This window comes from Moorella naiadis (nom. illeg.) (genome assembly GCF_051020825.1).
Lineage (GTDB): Bacteria > Bacillota > DSM-521 > Neomoorellales > Neomoorellaceae > Neomoorella > Neomoorella naiadis.
This window is the reverse complement of record NZ_JAXGFQ010000002.1, coordinates 72,703-88,368: the sequence shown is the minus strand read 5'-3', so window position 1 is coordinate 88,368 and position 15,666 is coordinate 72,703. Positions and strand designations below refer to the sequence as shown.

At 55.3% G+C, this 15,666-nt stretch carries 15 protein-coding genes; 13 read left to right on the top strand and 2 right to left on the bottom strand.

Features of this window, described 5'->3' with window-relative positions; all coding sequences use genetic code 11:
- Positions 1-182: 182 nt before the first annotated feature.
- The 11 genes from SDD30_RS01765 (at position 183) to SDD30_RS01715 (ending at position 10,753) form a co-directional block, all read left to right on the top strand.
- Positions 183-818 (top strand): lytic transglycosylase domain-containing protein, encoded by a 636-nt coding sequence (locus SDD30_RS01765; protein ID WP_434073216.1) that lies wholly within the window; start codon positions 183-185, stop codon positions 816-818.
- A 201-nt stretch (positions 819-1,019) separates the two neighbouring features.
- A complete protein-coding gene (locus tag SDD30_RS01760) occupies positions 1,020-1,532 on the top strand; it encodes an RsbRD N-terminal domain-containing protein (protein ID WP_434073215.1) in 513 nt (170 codons plus the stop codon).
- A gap of 2 nt (positions 1,533-1,534) precedes the next feature.
- Entirely contained in the window at positions 1,535-3,160 is a 1,626-nt protein-coding gene (gene dsrK / locus SDD30_RS01755) for a sulfate reduction electron transfer complex DsrMKJOP subunit DsrK (RefSeq protein ID WP_434073214.1), read from the top strand.
- Positions 3,144-3,548: a sulfate reduction electron transfer complex DsrMKJOP subunit DsrJ gene (gene dsrJ, locus SDD30_RS01750; protein WP_434073213.1), complete on the top strand. Its 405-nt coding sequence runs from the start codon at positions 3,144-3,146 to the stop codon at positions 3,546-3,548. The genes dsrK and dsrJ overlap by 17 nt, the downstream gene beginning before the upstream one ends.
- Positions 3,548-4,330: a sulfate reduction electron transfer complex DsrMKJOP subunit DsrO gene (dsrO, locus tag SDD30_RS01745; protein ID WP_434073212.1), complete on the top strand. Its 783-nt coding sequence runs from the start codon at positions 3,548-3,550 to the stop codon at positions 4,328-4,330. The genes dsrJ and dsrO overlap by 1 nt, the downstream gene beginning before the upstream one ends.
- Before the next feature lie 150 nt (positions 4,331-4,480).
- Positions 4,481-5,638 (top strand): sulfate reduction electron transfer complex DsrMKJOP subunit DsrP, encoded by a 1,158-nt coding sequence (gene dsrP / locus SDD30_RS01740; protein WP_434073211.1) that lies wholly within the window; start codon positions 4,481-4,483, stop codon positions 5,636-5,638.
- Between the two features lie 35 nt (positions 5,639-5,673).
- On the top strand, positions 5,674-6,666 hold the full coding sequence (gene dsrM, locus SDD30_RS01735) for a sulfate reduction electron transfer complex DsrMKJOP subunit DsrM (protein ID WP_434073210.1): 993 nt from the start codon (positions 5,674-5,676) through the stop codon (positions 6,664-6,666).
- A 464-nt stretch (positions 6,667-7,130) separates the two neighbouring features.
- A complete protein-coding gene (gene dsrA / locus SDD30_RS01730; protein ID WP_434073209.1) occupies positions 7,131-8,549 on the top strand; it encodes a dissimilatory-type sulfite reductase subunit alpha in 1,419 nt (472 codons plus the stop codon).
- A 12-nt stretch (positions 8,550-8,561) separates the two neighbouring features.
- Positions 8,562-9,749, top strand: coding sequence for a dissimilatory-type sulfite reductase subunit beta (gene dsrB, locus SDD30_RS01725; RefSeq protein ID WP_434073208.1), 1,188 nt, complete (start codon positions 8,562-8,564; stop codon positions 9,747-9,749).
- 31 nt (positions 9,750-9,780) lie between these two features.
- Positions 9,781-10,011: a dissimilatory sulfite reductase D family protein gene (locus tag SDD30_RS01720; RefSeq protein ID WP_434073330.1), complete on the top strand. Its 231-nt coding sequence runs from the start codon at positions 9,781-9,783 to the stop codon at positions 10,009-10,011.
- A 115-nt stretch (positions 10,012-10,126) separates the two neighbouring features.
- Positions 10,127-10,753: a tetratricopeptide repeat protein gene (locus SDD30_RS01715; protein WP_434073207.1), complete on the top strand. Its 627-nt coding sequence runs from the start codon at positions 10,127-10,129 to the stop codon at positions 10,751-10,753.
- Here the strand turns inward: SDD30_RS01715 and SDD30_RS01710 are convergent.
- Both SDD30_RS01710 and SDD30_RS01705 read right to left on the bottom strand, forming a co-directional pair.
- Complete coding sequence (locus SDD30_RS01710; protein ID WP_434073206.1) at positions 10,750-11,856, bottom strand: DVU0298 family protein; 1,107 nt, start codon at positions 11,854-11,856, stop codon at positions 10,750-10,752. The genes SDD30_RS01715 and SDD30_RS01710 overlap by 4 nt on opposite strands.
- The gene (locus SDD30_RS01705; protein ID WP_434073205.1) at positions 11,856-12,101 is read right to left on the bottom strand and encodes an FmdB family zinc ribbon protein; all 246 of its coding nucleotides are present in this window, start codon (positions 12,099-12,101) and stop codon (positions 11,856-11,858) included. The genes SDD30_RS01710 and SDD30_RS01705 overlap by 1 nt, the downstream gene beginning before the upstream one ends.
- A 368-nt stretch (positions 12,102-12,469) precedes the next feature.
- On the opposite strand from SDD30_RS01705, the gene SDD30_RS01700 reads away from it, so the two are divergent.
- Positions 12,470-13,165 (top strand): GntR family transcriptional regulator, encoded by a 696-nt coding sequence (locus SDD30_RS01700; RefSeq protein WP_434073204.1) that lies wholly within the window; start codon positions 12,470-12,472, stop codon positions 13,163-13,165.
- Between the two features lie 250 nt (positions 13,166-13,415).
- On the top strand, positions 13,416-15,611 hold the full coding sequence (locus tag SDD30_RS01695; RefSeq protein ID WP_434073203.1) for a CDC48 family AAA ATPase: 2,196 nt from the start codon (positions 13,416-13,418) through the stop codon (positions 15,609-15,611).
- The last annotated feature ends 55 nt before the right edge of the window (positions 15,612-15,666 follow it).

Here is a 15,666-nt window from a genome sequence, read left to right as displayed (position 1 = left end):
AGCGAAAAGTTCGCTAAATTGTTCCCAGGTGACATGGTTTTTAACAGGCATAGAGCCTGTTTTTTTTATTGAGGGACAACTAGTTCAAACAACTATAAAGGTGACGATTATGATATAATGGACAACAGGAAAGTTCAGGTTAAGGTAATAGTTGACAAGGCAAATAAAGGAAGGATGCCATTGTGAACATCGATACCCTGGCACCGGTAATAGCAGCCTGGGCGAAGATGCAGGCCACAGCTGACGGAACTGCTGCAGGGGATAAAGAAAACTTTAACACCCTGCTGCTCCTGGCCCTTTTAATGGATAACGATAAGGGCGGGGACGGGACACCGGTGGCCTCCCCGGCCTTTAACCGGCACGGAGGAGCCCGGGGAGTCGCCTGGGAAAACACCATGAATCGGACGGCCACCTCCCTGCCTTCCGGCGCTAACATGCAGGACCTCATTGGCCCCATAGCAGCCCGGTATAACCTCTCCCCGGAACTCCTCCGGGGGATAGTGACGGCTGAGTCCGGCTTTGATCCCCGGGCCGTGTCCCCCGCGGGAGCCATAGGATTGATGCAGCTCATGCCGGCTACGGCCAGGGCCCTGGGGGTAAATGACCCCTTTGATCCCGCAGCCAACCTGGATGGTGGTGCCCGGTACCTGCGGCAACTCCTGGATCGTTTCCAGGGCGATACCCGCCTGGCCCTGGCGGCCTATAACGCCGGGCCCGGGGCTGTGGAGCGTTATCATGGCGTGCCTCCCTATAAGGAAACCCGGTCCTATATTCAACGCGTCCTGGCGACAGCCGGCCAATTTGAGGCTTTAGTTTAAGAAAAAATTCTGCTGGCAGCAGGATTTTGAGGAGAAATAGCGAATTAAATTTATAAATACCAAAAGTAGTTCCTTCGGTGACAAAAAAGGAGGTAGCCCCTTTGTGAAAAAGGGGGTTTGGCTCATCCGGGGATTTAATTCGACTTTACTGGCGGTTGTTAACCTGTCAGCAGACGGTTACTCGCTAAAGGCGTGATTGACATGAAATTAGATGTTTTTCTAGCAGAGAGAAAGATTGCGGTCATTAATAGATGGTTCCAGTTACTGACGGCGGAGTACCCACCTGAGACGGCCAGATTTTTGCAGCGGGAAAAAGACCGTTTTGTCAATCCGGTGGGGCATACCATTTTCCAGGCCATAACCGGGCTATTCGAAGCGCTCCTTAGCGATAAAGAAGAGACCGCTAAAACTGCCACCTGCCTGGACGACTTTTTACGTATTAAAGCCATCCAGGATTTCCTTCCCTCCCAGGCTGTCGGCGGTATCTTGTACCTCAAGAAAATTGTGGAGGACGAACTGGCGGGGGAGATCCAGGCCGCCCACATCTCGCCGGAGGAGATACGCGTCTTTGCCGGGCGGGTCGACAGGCTGGCCCTGCAGGCTTTCGATATCTATCTGGCCTGCCGGGAGAAGCTTTATGAGATCCGGGTGAATGAAGTAAAAAACAGGACCGCCAGATTACTGCAAAAAGCCAATCTCCTGGAGAAGGTGTGAAAATGGCAGCTGTACCCAAACCAGAAGAACTTTTAAAGATCGATCACCGGCCGCCCCGGACGGGGTGGATGGATACGCCGGTCCACTTCCGGCGCGGTAACTACTTATACGCGGCCAAGCCCAAAAGCCTGGAAGTAGTAGGCCTGCCCAACCCCCGGGAATGGTCGCCGGAAGACGAGGATTGGAAACTACCGGAGAACTGGCAGGAGATTATTCTGGAGGGTTTGCGGGAACGCCTGGGCCGCTTCCGTTCCCTGCAGATCTTCATGGATATCTGCGTCCGCTGCGGCGCCTGCGCCGATAAGTGCCATTTCTTTATTGGCAGCGGTGATCCCAAGAACATGCCCGTCCTGCGGGCGGAACTCCTGCGTTCAGTCTACCGCCGCGACTTTACCACCGCCGGCAAGCTGATGGGCAAACTCGTCGGTGCCCGGGATCTGACGGTGGATGTTTTGAAGGAATGGTTCTATTATTTTTTCCAGTGTACCGAGTGCCGCCGCTGCTCCCTCTTCTGTCCCTACGGCATTGATACGGCGGAAATTACCATGATTGGCCGGGAACTACTCAACCTGGTGGGTTGCAATATCGACTGGATCGCTTCCCCGGTGGCTAACTGCTACCGCACCGGGAACCATGTCGGCATTGAACCCCACGCCTTTAAGGATATGGTGGAGTTCTGTGTCGATGAGATCGAGAACATAACCGGTATCCGGGTGGAACCCACCTTTAATCGCAAGGGAGCGGAGATCCTTTTTATCGCCCCGTCGGGGGACGTCTTCGCCGACCCCGGTACCTACACCCTCATGGGCTATTTGATGCTCTTCCACGAGCTCGGCCTGGACTACACCTGGAGCACCTACGCCTCCGAGGGCGGCAATTTCGGCCTGTTCACTTCCCATGAAATGATGAAGCGCCTCAATGCCAAGATGTATGCCGAGGCCCGGCGCCTGGGAGTAAAGTGGATCCTGGGTGGCGAGTGCGGCCACATGTGGCGCGTTATTAACCAGTATATGGATACAATGAACGGCCCGGCAGATTTCCTGGAAGTACCCGTTTCGCCCATCACCGGCACCAGGTTTGAGAACGCCCGGTCCACGAAGATGGTTCATATCGTCGAGTTTACTGCCGACCTAATCCGGCACAACAAATTAAAGCTGGATCCCAGCCGTAACGATAACCTGCGGGTCACCTTCCATGACTCCTGCAACCCGGCGCGCGCCATGGGACTTTTTGAGGAGCCGCGTTATATCATCAAGCATGTCTGCAATAATTTCTTTGAGATGCCGGAGAACACCATCCGGGAGCAGACCTTCTGCTGTGGCAGCGGTGCCGGTTTGAACGCTGACGAGTACATGGAGATGCGCATGCGGGGCGGCCTGCCCCGGGCCAATGCGGTGAAATACGTCCACGATAAGTACGGCGTCAATATGCTGGCCTGCATCTGCGCCGTCGATCGCGCCGTCTTCCCGGCTTTGATGGACTACTGGGTGCCGGGGGTCGGGGTGACCGGCGTCCACGAACTGGTGGGCAATGCCCTGTTAATGCAGGGCGAGGGCGAGAGAACCACCAACCTGCGGGGAGAACCCTTACCCGGCAAAGAAGGGGCGATAGATGATCATGTATCGTGATGCCCGTTATATCCTGACCGGCCTGGCAATCTTCGTCGGCCTGCTGACTTTCCCTTTCTGGTCCAACGCTGGCCGGGCTGCTCCGGTGGCGAATCCCAGCCTGGATACACCGGCCATCCGCCAGCTACCCAGCAAGCAATGCATTGAGGCCACCCAGTATATGCGTGATAACCACATGCAGCTGCTGAACGATTGGCGGACCCGGGTAGTCAGGGACGGCCAGGAGATCTACGTCGCCAGTGATGGTAAACAGTACGCCATGAGCCTGGAAAACACCTGCTTCCAGTGTCATACCAACAAGGCCGAGTTTTGCGATCAATGTCATAACTACGCTGGAGTGGAGCCGGACTGCTGGTCCTGCCATGTTGAGCCAAAGGAGAATCAGTAATGGAAACGAGCAGGAGGGACTTTTTAAAACTGGGCGGTGCCTGTGCCCTGGGGCTGGCCCTGCTGCCAGCCGTTAAGGGGTTCGCGACCGGCAGTGGTAGTCCGGAATACCTGGCCAGCCCCAAGGCCCTGCAGGGTAAACGGTGGGGACTGGTCATCGACATGCAAAAGTGCTGGCCCCGCTACGGGGAGGGCTGCCGTCGCTGTTTTGACGCCTGCCGGCGGGAACATAACATACCCATCATCGACAATCCCAAGGAGGAGATAAAATGGATCTGGCCGGAGCCCTTTGCCAATGCCTTCCCTGAACAGGGTCACGAATTCATGGCTGCCGACGTTAAAGATAATCCCTTTATCGTCCTCTGCAACCATTGTGACAACCCGCCCTGCGTCCGGGTCTGTCCTACCAAGGCTACCTTCAAACGTCGAGACGGCATCGTCATGATCGACTACCACCGCTGTATTGGCTGCCGTTACTGCATGGCCGCCTGCCCCTTTGGAGCCCGGAGTTTCAATTTCCGCGATCCGCGGCCTTATATTAAAGAAATTAATCCCGCCTATCCGACCCGCGAAAAGGGCGTCGTCGAGAAGTGCACCCTTTGCGTCGAGCGGATTGATACCGGCCTGCCGCCGGCATGTGTTGCAGCCTGCCCGGCCGGAGCTATAACCTTTGGCGACCTGGCTGACCCTGCCTCGCCGGTCCGGCAGCTCCTGAAAGACCGGTATACCATTCAGCGCAAACCCGAACTAGGCACCCATCCCAGTATTTACTATATTGTTTAGAGGCGTCAATCATAGGACAAACCGCCATCACGAGCGGGAGAAATGAGAAGCAGGACAGCTTTAATCTGAAACTGGCATAGCCAGTTTCTACAAGCATCCCACCTCTCACCTCCCACTTCTCACATCCAAGTACGGAGGAGCGAGAGCTAGATGATCGCCAAGGCCTTTAGCGGCGGCCGCAGGTACTGGAGCTGGATCACCCTCCTGCTGGTCCTCGCCGCCACCGGTTTCGCCTGCTACCTGGTCCAATTCAACTTGGGTCTGACTATCACGGGGATGAGCCGGGACGTCTCCTGGGGGCTCTATATCGGCCAGCTGACCTTCCTGGTGGGCGTGGCCGCCTCAGCGGTCATGCTGGTGCTGCCGTACTACCTGCATAATGTCAAAGCCTTCGGCCGCATTACCATCTTGGGCGAGTTCCTGGCCGTAGCCGCAATCATCATGTGCTTATTATTCGTCTTCGTTGACCTGGGGAAACCGATGCGCCTGCTGAATATGATCCTTTACCCGACACCTAACTCCATTCTCTTCTGGGACATGGTGGTCCTGAGTGGTTACCTCCTGCTCAACATCGTCATCGGCTGGACCATGCTGGAGGCGGAGTACAAAACGGTAGCGCCGCCATCATGGGTTAAGGTTTTAATCTACATCTCTATTCCCTGGGCCGTGAGTATTCATACGGTGACGGCCTTCCTTTACGCCGGCCTGCCGGGTCGTCATTACTGGCTGACAGCCATTATGGCCGCTCGATTCCTGGCCTCGGCCTTTGCCTCCGGGCCGGCTCTACTCATCCTCCTATGTTTCGTCATCCGGCGCTTCAGCCAGTTTGATCCCGGCCGGGAGGCCATTAACAAACTGGCGGCCATCGTCACCTATGCTATGATTATCAGCGTTTTCTTTATCGGCCTGGAGTTCTTCACTGCCTTTTATAGCCAGGTGCCGGCTCATGGGATGAATACCCTTATCTATCTCTTTGCTGGTCTGGACGGTCACAGCAAACTGGTGCCCTTGATGTGGCTGTTTGCCATCCTGGCCGTTATCGCCCTGATCTTACTAATTAATCCCCGCACCCGGACCCGGGAGACGACCTTGATGGTGGCCTGTGGGGCGGTCTTTATCTCCATGTGGCTGGAAAAGGGCATCGGCCTGGTCATCGGCGGTTTTATCCCTAACGCCTTCGACCAGGTGACGGAATACTGGCCCACCCCCCTGGAGATATTGATTACCCTGGGTATCTGGGCCATTGGCGCTTTAATTCTTACCATTCTCTATAAAATCGCCATTGCAGTCAAAGAAGACGCGATGTAACTAGGGGAGCATTTCACGAAATGGGGGAGCGGTAGATGGGCATCACCCTATCGTTACTGGTAATGGCCGCGCTGCTTTTAATTGTAATTCTGGGTACAGGAGTCCTGCACCTGTACTACTTCTTTGGGGTAGTTATACCTTATCTGGCGCTTGCTACTTTCTTACTGGGTATCATTTATCGCATCATCAAGTGGGCCCGGGCGCCCGTACCTTTTCATATCCCGACGACAGCCGGGCAGCAGAAGTCTCTACCATGGATTAAAGACAGTAAATTTGATAATCCCTCGATGCCGGCCGGGGTGGTCGTACGGATGGCCCTGGAGGTTCTATTTTTCCGTTCTCTGTTCCGGAATACGAAATTCGAGCTCCATGAGGGTCCCAAGCTGACTTATCACTGGGAGAAGTGGCTCTGGCTGGCGGCTCTGGTCTTTCACTGGTCCTTTTTCCTTATTTTTCTACGCCACCTGCGCTTTTTCACCGAACCGGTACCCGGGTTTATACCCTTCCTGGAAGGTCTGGACGGCTTTTTACGGGTGGGGGTACGCGCCCTCTACCTGACGGATATCGGCATCCTGGTGGCAGTAACTTATCTCTTCCTGCGGCGGGTCATGTTCCCCCAGGTGCGCTACATCTCTCTGCCGGCCGACTATTTCCCCCTGATGCTCATCTTTACCGTGGCCTTTTCCGGGGTGTTGATGCGTTACTTTTACCGGGTGGATATTACCGCGGTAAAGGAATTGGCCATGGGGCTGGTCACCCTGCACCCCAGGGCCCCGGGCGAGGTCGGCCTGCTCTTTTATATCCACCTGTTTTGCGTCGGCGTCCTGGGGGCTTACTTCCCCTTCAGCAAATTGATGCACATGGGCGGGGTCTTCCTCAGCCCGACCCGCAACCTGGCCAATAACAGCCGGGCATACCGGCATATCAACCCGTGGAATTACCCGGTACCGGTCCATACCTATGCCGAGTACGAGGAAGAATTCAGGGACAAAATGAAACTTGCTGGTTTACCGTTAGAGAAGGAATAGTCCTGTACGCGATTAGTTTTAGCGTCCAGGTTGGTTGAGTAAGTTACCCGGCGGGTAAACGGAGGGGTTAATACTGATTGTCAGGTGGGATCTATCATTCGTAATTTATGGATTCATTTTCGTTTTGTTTAAAACAACTTGACACCTGATACAGTGTGTGCTAAGTTTAGCGTAAGCGTTCTAAAAAGAGCTTTCACAAGTTTATTTCTGCCGAAAATGTAGGTTGAAGCAAGGGCTGGCGAATGCAGGCGGAAGGCGACTTGATTCGAAGCGCAGGACTTTACGCGAAGCAGCGGCGCGGCGGCGGTGACCGGGATGGGGATCGGTACGGAGTATCCTTTGTCAAAGATGCTATTTTTACCAGAAGGCTATTTTCGGAGGGAGGCGATAAGCGCTTAAAACTAAAGGTAATGGGTTGTCTTTGCCACTGATCAGGCGATTCACTAATCAAGGAGGTATTGTCAATGGAGTTCAAGCCCAAGCGGCCCCAGAAAGATTTAAAGTATGACGAGCTCCGTATCTACTCTGATGCCGAAATCCATAACTACACCGACGAGGAACTAAAAAACCTGAAGCTCAAACATGATACTCCCAAATTGGACGAGTTAGAGAAGGGACCCTGGCCCAGTTTCGTCGCCGATGCTAAACAGGAGGCTCTGCACCGCAAAAAATTGCCTGACGACCGGGTAATGATTCCTAAGGACGTAGTAGATGATTTGCTCGGCCAGCTGGAGTTATCCTTTGAAGACGGGGAAACCCACTGGAAACATGGCGGTATCGTCGGCGTTTTCGGTTACGGCGGCGGCGTCATCGGTCGTTATTCCGACGTACCGGAAAAATTCCCTGCCGTAGCCCAGTTCCACACCCTGCGGGTCAACCAGCCGGCCAGCAAGTTTTATAAAACCGACTTTCTGCGGGCTATGGCTGACTTGTGGGAATATCGGGGCAGCGGCATGTTCAATATGCATGGTTCTACCGGCGACATCATCCTCCTGGGGACTTCCACTGAACAATTAGAGCCGCTTTTCTACGACCTGACCCACGAATTGGATCAGGACCTGGGCGGTTCCGGTTCTAACTTGCGGACGCCTTCCTGCTGCCTCGGTAAGGCCAGGTGCGAGTTTGCCTGTATTGATACCCAGGATCTATGCTATGAATTAACGACCCATTACCAGGACGAATTACATCGCCCGGCCTTCCCTTATAAGTTTAAGTTTAAGATTGACGGTTGCCCCAACGGCTGCGTGGCCTCCATCGCCCGCGCCGATATGTCTCTGATCGGTACCTGGCGGGACGACATCCGCATCGATCAGGATGCCGTCCGGGCCTATATGGCCGGGGATATTCAACCCAATGGCGGTGCCCATAGCGGCCGCGACTGGGGTAAATTTGATATTCTAAAAGAGGTCATCGACCTCTGCCCGACCGGCTGTATGGCCCTGGAAGACGGCCAATTGAAGATCAATAACAGCGAATGCAACCGTTGCATGCACTGTATCAATGTTATGCCCCGGGCCCTGCGGCCGGGTGCCGACACCGGCGTCAGCGTTCTTTTTGGGGCCAAGGCACCGATTCTGGAGGGTGCCCAGTTGGCAACATTAACGATACCCTTCATGAAGGTCGAGCCGCCCTATGATAATCTGAAGGAACTAATTGAGAAGGTCTGGGATTGGTGGATGGAAGAAGGCAAGAACCGCGAGCGCCTGGGCGAACTCATCCAGCGTAAGGGCCTGCCGCAATTCCTGGAAGTAATCGGTGTACCGGCCGCCCCGCAGATGGTGCGCCACCCGCGTACCAACCCCTACATCTTCTGGAAGGAAGAAGACGTACCCGGCGGCTGGAAACGCGATATCAAAGATTACCGGCAGCGGCATAAGAGATAGGGGGTTATATTCATGGCACTATCACAAGGACGCTTGGGCAAGTACAACCCGGAGAAACCAACGGAAAACAGGATTACCGATATCGGACCCCGGCACTTCTGGAGTAATTTTCCTCCGGTTATCCAGCAGAACTATGGTAAGTGGGCCTATCACGACATCCTAGAACCGGGGATCCTGGTGCACGTCTCCGCGACCGGAGATAAGGTTTTTACCGTCCGCTGTGGCGGTTCCCGGTTGATGTCGGCCGAGCATATCCGGGAAATCTGCGATATCGCCGACAAGTATTGCGACGGCTATGTCCGCTTTACCACCCGGAATAATATCGAATTTATGGTAACAAGTTATGAGAAGGTCCAGGAGCTGAAACAGGACCTTTTAAGCCGGAAGTATATCTCCGGGAGTTACAAATTCCCCATCGGCGGCACAGGGGCCGGGGTGACCAACATCGTCCACACCCAGGGGTATATCCACTGCCATACCCCGGCCACCGATGCTTCCTCTATGGTCAAGGCGGTTATGGATGAGCTGATGGACTATTTCACCGGCATGACCCTGCCGGCCCATGTGCGTATTTCCATGGCCTGCTGCCTGAATATGTGCGGTGCCGTCCACTGCTCGGATATAGCCCTCCTGGGCATTCACCGCAAACCGCCTATTGTTGATGATAATATTGATTCTATCTGCGAAATCCCCTTGGCCATTGCTGCCTGCCCGGTGGGTGCCATCTCGCCGGCCAAGACGGAGGACGGCCGCAAATCAGTTAAAATTAAAGAAGAACGGTGCATGTTCTGCGGCAACTGTTACACCATGTGCCCGGCCTTGCCCTTGGCTGATAAAGAAGGCGACGGCGTAACTATCCTGGCCGGCGGCAAGATCTCCAACCGCATCAGCGAACCCAAGTTCTCCAAGGTCGTCGTACCCTGGTTGCCCAACAACTTCCCGCGGTTCCCCGAAGTGGTGGATGCCGTCAAGAAGATAATTGTGGCCTACGCCAGCGACGCCCGCAAGTACGAACGTATTGGTGATTGGGCTGAGCGGATCGGCTGGGAGAAGTTCTTCGAGAAATGCGATCTGCCCTTTACTGAACACCTTATCGATGACTACCGCCTGGCCTACGACACCTACCGGACCAGCACCCAGTTCAAGTTTACCGGTAAAGCCTGGGAAGTATCCCGGGCAGCGGGGGGTATTGACGACTAGACCTCCCTGAGGGAAAGGGGTAATAACCATGATGGAAGAGCTCAAGGCAGCGATTCTGGAGTTTGCCGCCGCTAGCAAGAAGAGCAAGTTCTACTTTAAAGACCTGGAGCGCGCCGTTCAGGAGAAATTCCCGGAAGCTAAAGCCCGGGAGATTAAGAAGGCCGCTACCGAACTGGTCAACGAAGAGAAACTAATCTACTTCTCCACCGGAAGTACCACCATGTACGGCTTAAAGGGCCGGGGTATTACCGAGGACGAGTAAAGGGGAGCCGCCCGTGGTGGCGGTTCGCCGCTAACGAATATGAGAAAGAGAGGCAGCCTCTTAGTACCGGGCGGCCTCTCTTTAGCTTTAACCCGCCAAAAGAAGGGTGGTTGTTATGCAGGGTCCCCAGGATTTTGAGGATTTTATCGGGGAGCAAAAGGCGCGGCTGACGGAGAACCCTGGTTGCGCCAGTGCCCAGTATAACCTGGGAGTTTCCTACATGGAGCAAGGGAGATATTCGGAGGCTATTGCCGCCTTTGAGGAGGCCATTGCCAATAGCGGCCGAATGTTTGAAGCTTATGTGAACCTGGGTTATATTTACTTTCAGCTGGGAGAACTGGCGAAGGTAGTCGAGGCTAACCAGCAGGCCATTGCCATTGAACCCCGCTATGCCCGGGGTTACGCCAACCTGGGTTTCGCCTACGCCCAGATGGGGAAGACAGATGCAGCCATCGCCGCCCTGGAGAAGGCCCTGGCCTTAAACCCGCGGGTCGTGCAGGCCTGGAACAACCTGGTCAACGCCTACCTCCAGAAAGGCGAACTGGAAAAAGCCATCGCTAACGGCCGGAAGCTCCTGGAAATTGCCCCGGATTTCGCCCTGGGCCATAATAACCTGGCCTATGCCTATTATCTCAACGGCGACTACGACCGGGCCATCCAGCATGTCGACCGGGCGCAAGAACTGGGTTTTAAAGTCCACCCCGAGTTTTTGCGCCAACTCCAACTCTACCGCCAAAATTAACCCCCCATCCCGGCCAGGGCTGCAGCGGCCAGTTCGCCGACAGTTTTTTTCCTGATAATACCCTCTTGATAGACGTCTATTGCCTGGTCATCATTGACCAGGCATTTTAGATCCTCCCGGGCTGCTTCCGTGCCCAGACAGCCCAGGAGCACGGCAGCATAGCCCCTGGCCTCCGGGTCCTTATCCTGCAGGTAGGCTAAAAAATGCAGGGCAGCTCCCTGCAGGAGTTCCGGTTTAACCCGGGCAATCAGGCTCAGGGCCCGCAATGCCCGGGAACGAAGGAGAGGATCCTCCAGGAAGGCATATAACTGGGGGATATAACCGGCATAGACGGTTGGCGTATTGGCAATAATCTCCCCCAGGGCGTCAACGGCTCCCCAGCCGGCGGCCCCGGGATCGCTGACTGAGGCCAGGAGCCGCTGGAGGAGGTTGGCAATAATCTGCGGGTCCCTGACCGCTATAATGGCCGCGACCTGGCCCAAAATATCGGCCGCCCGCAGGCGCAGTAGTTCTTCAGTTGCATAGAGAAGCCGCTGGAGATCGTTAATAACCCGCCGGTCCTGCCGGGCAATATTAAGCAAGGTGGCTACGCGGTAGTCCCTGACCAAACCGGCAATTTCCCTTTTGGTATACTTCCTGTCACCAGGGGAATGCCCCTGATTCTTCTCTTCCTGATGGGGAAGGGTGGCAGCTTGCTTTAATTTCTCCTGCACCCCGGGCGCTGTTACCTCCCGGATATCCGGTTGTAAGCGAATGAAATAAAGGATGCCGGTAATCCGGCGGCCGGCCTGGGAACGGCCCGGGATAATGAGATGGGTCGCGTAATCATAATTTTCTACTGTTTTTACCAGGTAATCCTCGTCCGGCAACAGTTCCCAGGCCAGGTCCCAGTCCTGGTTGCAGCCGAAGACCAAGGCTTCGCTAAAAGCGGCTCCCTGGTTATGCCCGGTAACGTCGCAGGCGTACACGGCGCCGCAGGTGCAGGCCCCGACGGGCATCTCGCCGGGGCGATGGGTCGCCAGTTGCCGCGGGCGTTCAACGGGCAGGCCGCAGAAGGGACAGGTGGGCTCCCGGACAGGCTCTTGTCCTGCCAGCGGCGCCATTATTCATCAGCACCGGGGATATCCAGGGTCATACAGTTGCTCCCCGGTTGGCAGGATTTGGTCGTTAGCGCCGGTTGAGAGCGGCTGCTACCGGAACGCGTGATAAAGTTAACCTTACTGATAACCCGTTCCAGGGAAGAGGATTGACAGTGGGGACAGCAAAGTTCAATCTTCTCGTTAAAGCTGGTGAACCTTTTTTCCAGGAGCTGGCCGCATTCCAAGCAGCGAAACTCATAAACTGGCATTGCTATCTATTCCTTTCCTTAATTCCTGTCTTTAACCTTACTGCACGGCTTTATTTTAACAACTGGCAGGATCCCTGTCAAACAGAGTTAGGAGTGCCGTTGGGGCCCGTAAAACTTATTACGGTCCTGGCCATTTGTGATTAGCCATTTACCTTCATTCCAATATCGAACCAATATCGAAACAGGAAATACAGTGGAGTAGTTTGTATGCCTATAGTAAAGTGGTGTTGCGGTTTATTTCACCCTTGCAATCAAGATATAAATGTGCTAATTTTATGTTAAGGTATCCCAACAACAGTCTCTTTACTTACCTTCGTTAAAGGGCTGGCGGCATTCTCTACAGCAATAAACTCAGGGAGGTCACACCTATGGAAAGCTTGCTTGAACCCATCAACCTGGACAATTACCAGCAAGTGCGCCAGGAAGCCTACCAGGCTTTACGGGAAGCAATCCTTACCGGGCGCCTGGAACCGGGGACGCGCTTGGTGGAACGTAAAATAGCCCGGCAATTGGGGGTCAGCCGGACCCCGGTTCGGGAAGCCATCCGTAAACTTGAGTTGGAGGGCTTGGTTGAGCATCAGCCCCGCCGGGGAGTAGTGGTGGCGCGCATGTCATCCCGGGAAGCCTTTGAGGTCTACAGCATCCGCGCCGTCCTGGAGGGGTTGGCGGCCCGGCTGGCGGCGGAACATATCAACCCGGTCCAATTGAGGAAATTAAACGATATTGTCGGCGCCATGGAAAGGGCCTGCGAAAACGACGACCAGGAAGGTCTTCAGGAATTGCATCTGGAATTCAATGAGATTATCTGGAACGCCGCCGAGAGCCCGCGCCTGCACCAGATGATTAATAACCTGGTCGATTATATTGTCGGCTTTACTAAATTGGGATACTGTGTCCCCGGCCGGGTGCGGGCCGCCACCAGGGAGCACCGGGAACTCCTGGAGGCCCTCAGTAGAGGTGATGGCGAGAAAGCCGAGCGCCTGGCCCGGCAGCATATTGAAAACTCCCGCCATGCCTATTTTGTCCAGGTGGCTTTAAGGGATCAAAAAAATACCATTATTTAACGAAAAAGTTGCTGGGAACCAGCAGGAATCCTAGAAGAGACGTCGAATAATTTTTAACAAGCAAACAAGGTATACCAAAAATCGAAGGATAACCAGGGGAACGAAAGATAACTCCAAAACAATAAATCTTATGTTTGCCTGAAAGGGCTTGGCGATAGAGCAGATAGATCTACGGTGAGTAAAATATAATTTTTATGTCAAGATAAGGTATACCGTATACCGCAAGGCCTTGATGAAGGAGCTGTGCTTTATGCCGGAAGAGCAGGCCGTTAAACTTCGTGTCTGTGAGGGCATGATAGAAGACGCCCGCAAAGGGATAGTGCGGGTGTTGAGTCAGGTAATGGAAGAATTGGGTTTGCAGCCCCATGATGTCGTCGCCATTACCGGTAAGCGCCAGACCGTCGCTCGGGTGATGCCCGCCTTTCAGGATGGTTGCCCGCCGGGGAACATCCAGATGGACGGCCTCCAGCGACAAAACGCCGGGGTCAGCATCGGTGAAGGCGTGACCCTTACCCCCACGGATTGGCAGGCGGCCCGGACTGTGGTCCTGGCTCCGGTCCTGCCCGGCTGGACTCTGGGCGGCGACCACGAGATTGTTTACTTGAAAAAGCACCTGATAGGCCGGGCCGTAGTCCCGGGGGATCAGGTGACCATTCCCCAGTTCAGCGGTAACGATGAAGCCTTTACCGTTGAGGGAGCGGCACCCCGGGGGGCGGTAATTATTACCCGGGATACGGCGGTACGCTTTAAGGGCGGAGAAACAACCGAAGGTCAAGGCCCCAAGGTAACCTACGAGGATATTGGCGGCCTGGCCAAGGAAGTCCGCCGGGTACGGGAAATTATCGAACTACCATTAAAATACCCGCAACTCTTCCAGCGCCTGGGGTTCGAGGCCCCCAAGGGCATCCTGATGCACGGCGCTCCCGGTACAGGTAAAACCCTGATTGCCCGGGCCGTAGCTTCAGAGACAGAGGCCCACTTTATTCACGTCAATGGGCCGGAGATCATGCATAAATACTACGGCGAGAGCGAAGCCCGCCTGCGCCAGGTCTTTGATGAAGCCCGGAAGAAGGCGCCCAGTATTATCTTCCTGGATGAAATCGATGCCCTGGCTCCCCGCCGAGCCGATGTCCACGGCGATGTGGAAAAACGGGTGGTTGCCCAGCTGCTGGCCTTAATGGACGGGTTGGAGTCCCGCGGTCATGTAATTGTGATTGCCGCCACAAATATACCCGACCTGGTCGACCCGGCCCTACGGCGACCAGGGCGTTTTGACCGGGAAATAGCCATTAACGTACCTGATCAAAGGGGCCGCCGGGAGATCCTGCAGATCCACACCCGGGGCATGTCCCTGGCGGATGATGTCTCCCTGGACCGGCTGGCAGCCATCACCCACGGGTTTATCGGCGCCGACCTGGCCGCCCTCTGCCGTGAAGCCGGCATGTACGCCCTGCGCCGGGGTCTGGCCAACTTTCAGCTGGGTAATGACCATCTGGATGACCTGGAACTCCAGGTGAGTATGCGGGATTTCCTCGACGCCCTGGCGGAAGTCGAGCCCTCGGCTACCAGGGAATTCGCCATAGAGATCCCTGACGCTACCTGGCAGGACATCGGTGGCCTGGACGAGATTAAGGAGCGCCTGCGGGCCTTGGTTGAGTGGCCCTTGCAATACCCCGAGATTTTCCGGCAGTTTGCACTGCAATGCCCCCGCGGCATTCTCCTTTCCGGACCCCCGGGAACGGGTAAGACCCTGGTTGCCCGCGCCCTGGCCAGGGAAAGTGGGATCAATTTTATACCGGTCAATAGTTCCCTCCTCTTTTCCCATTGGTGGGGGGAGGCGGAAAAGACCCTCCATGAAGTTTTTCGCAAAGCCCGCCAGGCCTCTCCCTGCCTTCTCTTTTTCGATGAACTCGACGCCCTGGTTCCGGCCCGGAAGGGCGGCGAGGGTAGCAGTGTCGGCAGTCGCCTGGTCTCCCAGTTCTTAATAGAGTTAGATGGGTTGGAAGACCTGCGGGAGGTCATAGTCCTGGGTGCCACCAACCGAAGCGATATGATTGATCCGGCGGTGCTTCGGCCGGGCCGGTTCGATCAAATCCTGGTCTTCCCCTATCCAGATCAGGAGGCCCGGAAGGAGATTTTCCATGTCTATCTCCGCAACCGCCCGGTGGAGCCGGACCTTAATCTGGACGCCCTTGCCCTGGCGGCCGAGGGTCTGGTAGGGTCGGAGATAGAAGCCCTGTGTAAGCGAGCAGCATTACTGGCTATTACTGAGATCCTGACGACCGGTAGTGGTCAAAAAGGCTGGATCAAAACTAGGCACCTGGAGCAGGCTCTGGCCGAGATCCAGGCCGAAAAGCATCAAGCACGGACCGGGGCGGATAATCCAACCCTGCGCCCCGTCTGGAATAATCCTAATGCCGGGGTAATGGTCCGGGTCGGGAGGTGAGGAAAACAAGAAACCAAAGGGAACTTCCCAACAGGAGCTGATGTGGTCCCTGGAA

Coding starts and splice junctions, on each gene's coding strand:
- SDD30_RS01720 (WP_434073330.1), top strand. CDS start 9,781: ATGGAAGAGCTCAAGGCAGCGATTCTGGAGTTTGCCGCCGCTAGCAAG.
- dsrJ (WP_434073213.1), top strand. CDS start 3,144: ATGATCATGTATCGTGATGCCCGTTATATCCTGACCGGCCTGGCAATC.
- dsrA (WP_434073209.1), top strand. CDS start 7,131: ATGGAGTTCAAGCCCAAGCGGCCCCAGAAAGATTTAAAGTATGACGAG.
- dsrO (WP_434073212.1), top strand. CDS start 3,548: ATGGAAACGAGCAGGAGGGACTTTTTAAAACTGGGCGGTGCCTGTGCC.
- SDD30_RS01710 (WP_434073206.1), bottom strand. CDS start 11,856: ATGGCGCCGCTGGCAGGACAAGAGCCTGTCCGGGAGCCCACCTGTCCC.
- dsrM (WP_434073210.1), top strand. CDS start 5,674: ATGGGCATCACCCTATCGTTACTGGTAATGGCCGCGCTGCTTTTAATT.
- dsrP (WP_434073211.1), top strand. CDS start 4,481: ATGATCGCCAAGGCCTTTAGCGGCGGCCGCAGGTACTGGAGCTGGATC.
- SDD30_RS01705 (WP_434073205.1), bottom strand. CDS start 12,101: ATGCCAGTTTATGAGTTTCGCTGCTTGGAATGCGGCCAGCTCCTGGAA.
- dsrK (WP_434073214.1), top strand. CDS start 1,535: ATGGCAGCTGTACCCAAACCAGAAGAACTTTTAAAGATCGATCACCGG.
- dsrB (WP_434073208.1), top strand. CDS start 8,562: ATGGCACTATCACAAGGACGCTTGGGCAAGTACAACCCGGAGAAACCA.
- SDD30_RS01715 (WP_434073207.1), top strand. CDS start 10,127: ATGCAGGGTCCCCAGGATTTTGAGGATTTTATCGGGGAGCAAAAGGCG.
- SDD30_RS01700 (WP_434073204.1), top strand. CDS start 12,470: ATGGAAAGCTTGCTTGAACCCATCAACCTGGACAATTACCAGCAAGTG.
- SDD30_RS01695 (WP_434073203.1), top strand. CDS start 13,416: ATGCCGGAAGAGCAGGCCGTTAAACTTCGTGTCTGTGAGGGCATGATA.
- SDD30_RS01760 (WP_434073215.1), top strand. CDS start 1,020: ATGAAATTAGATGTTTTTCTAGCAGAGAGAAAGATTGCGGTCATTAAT.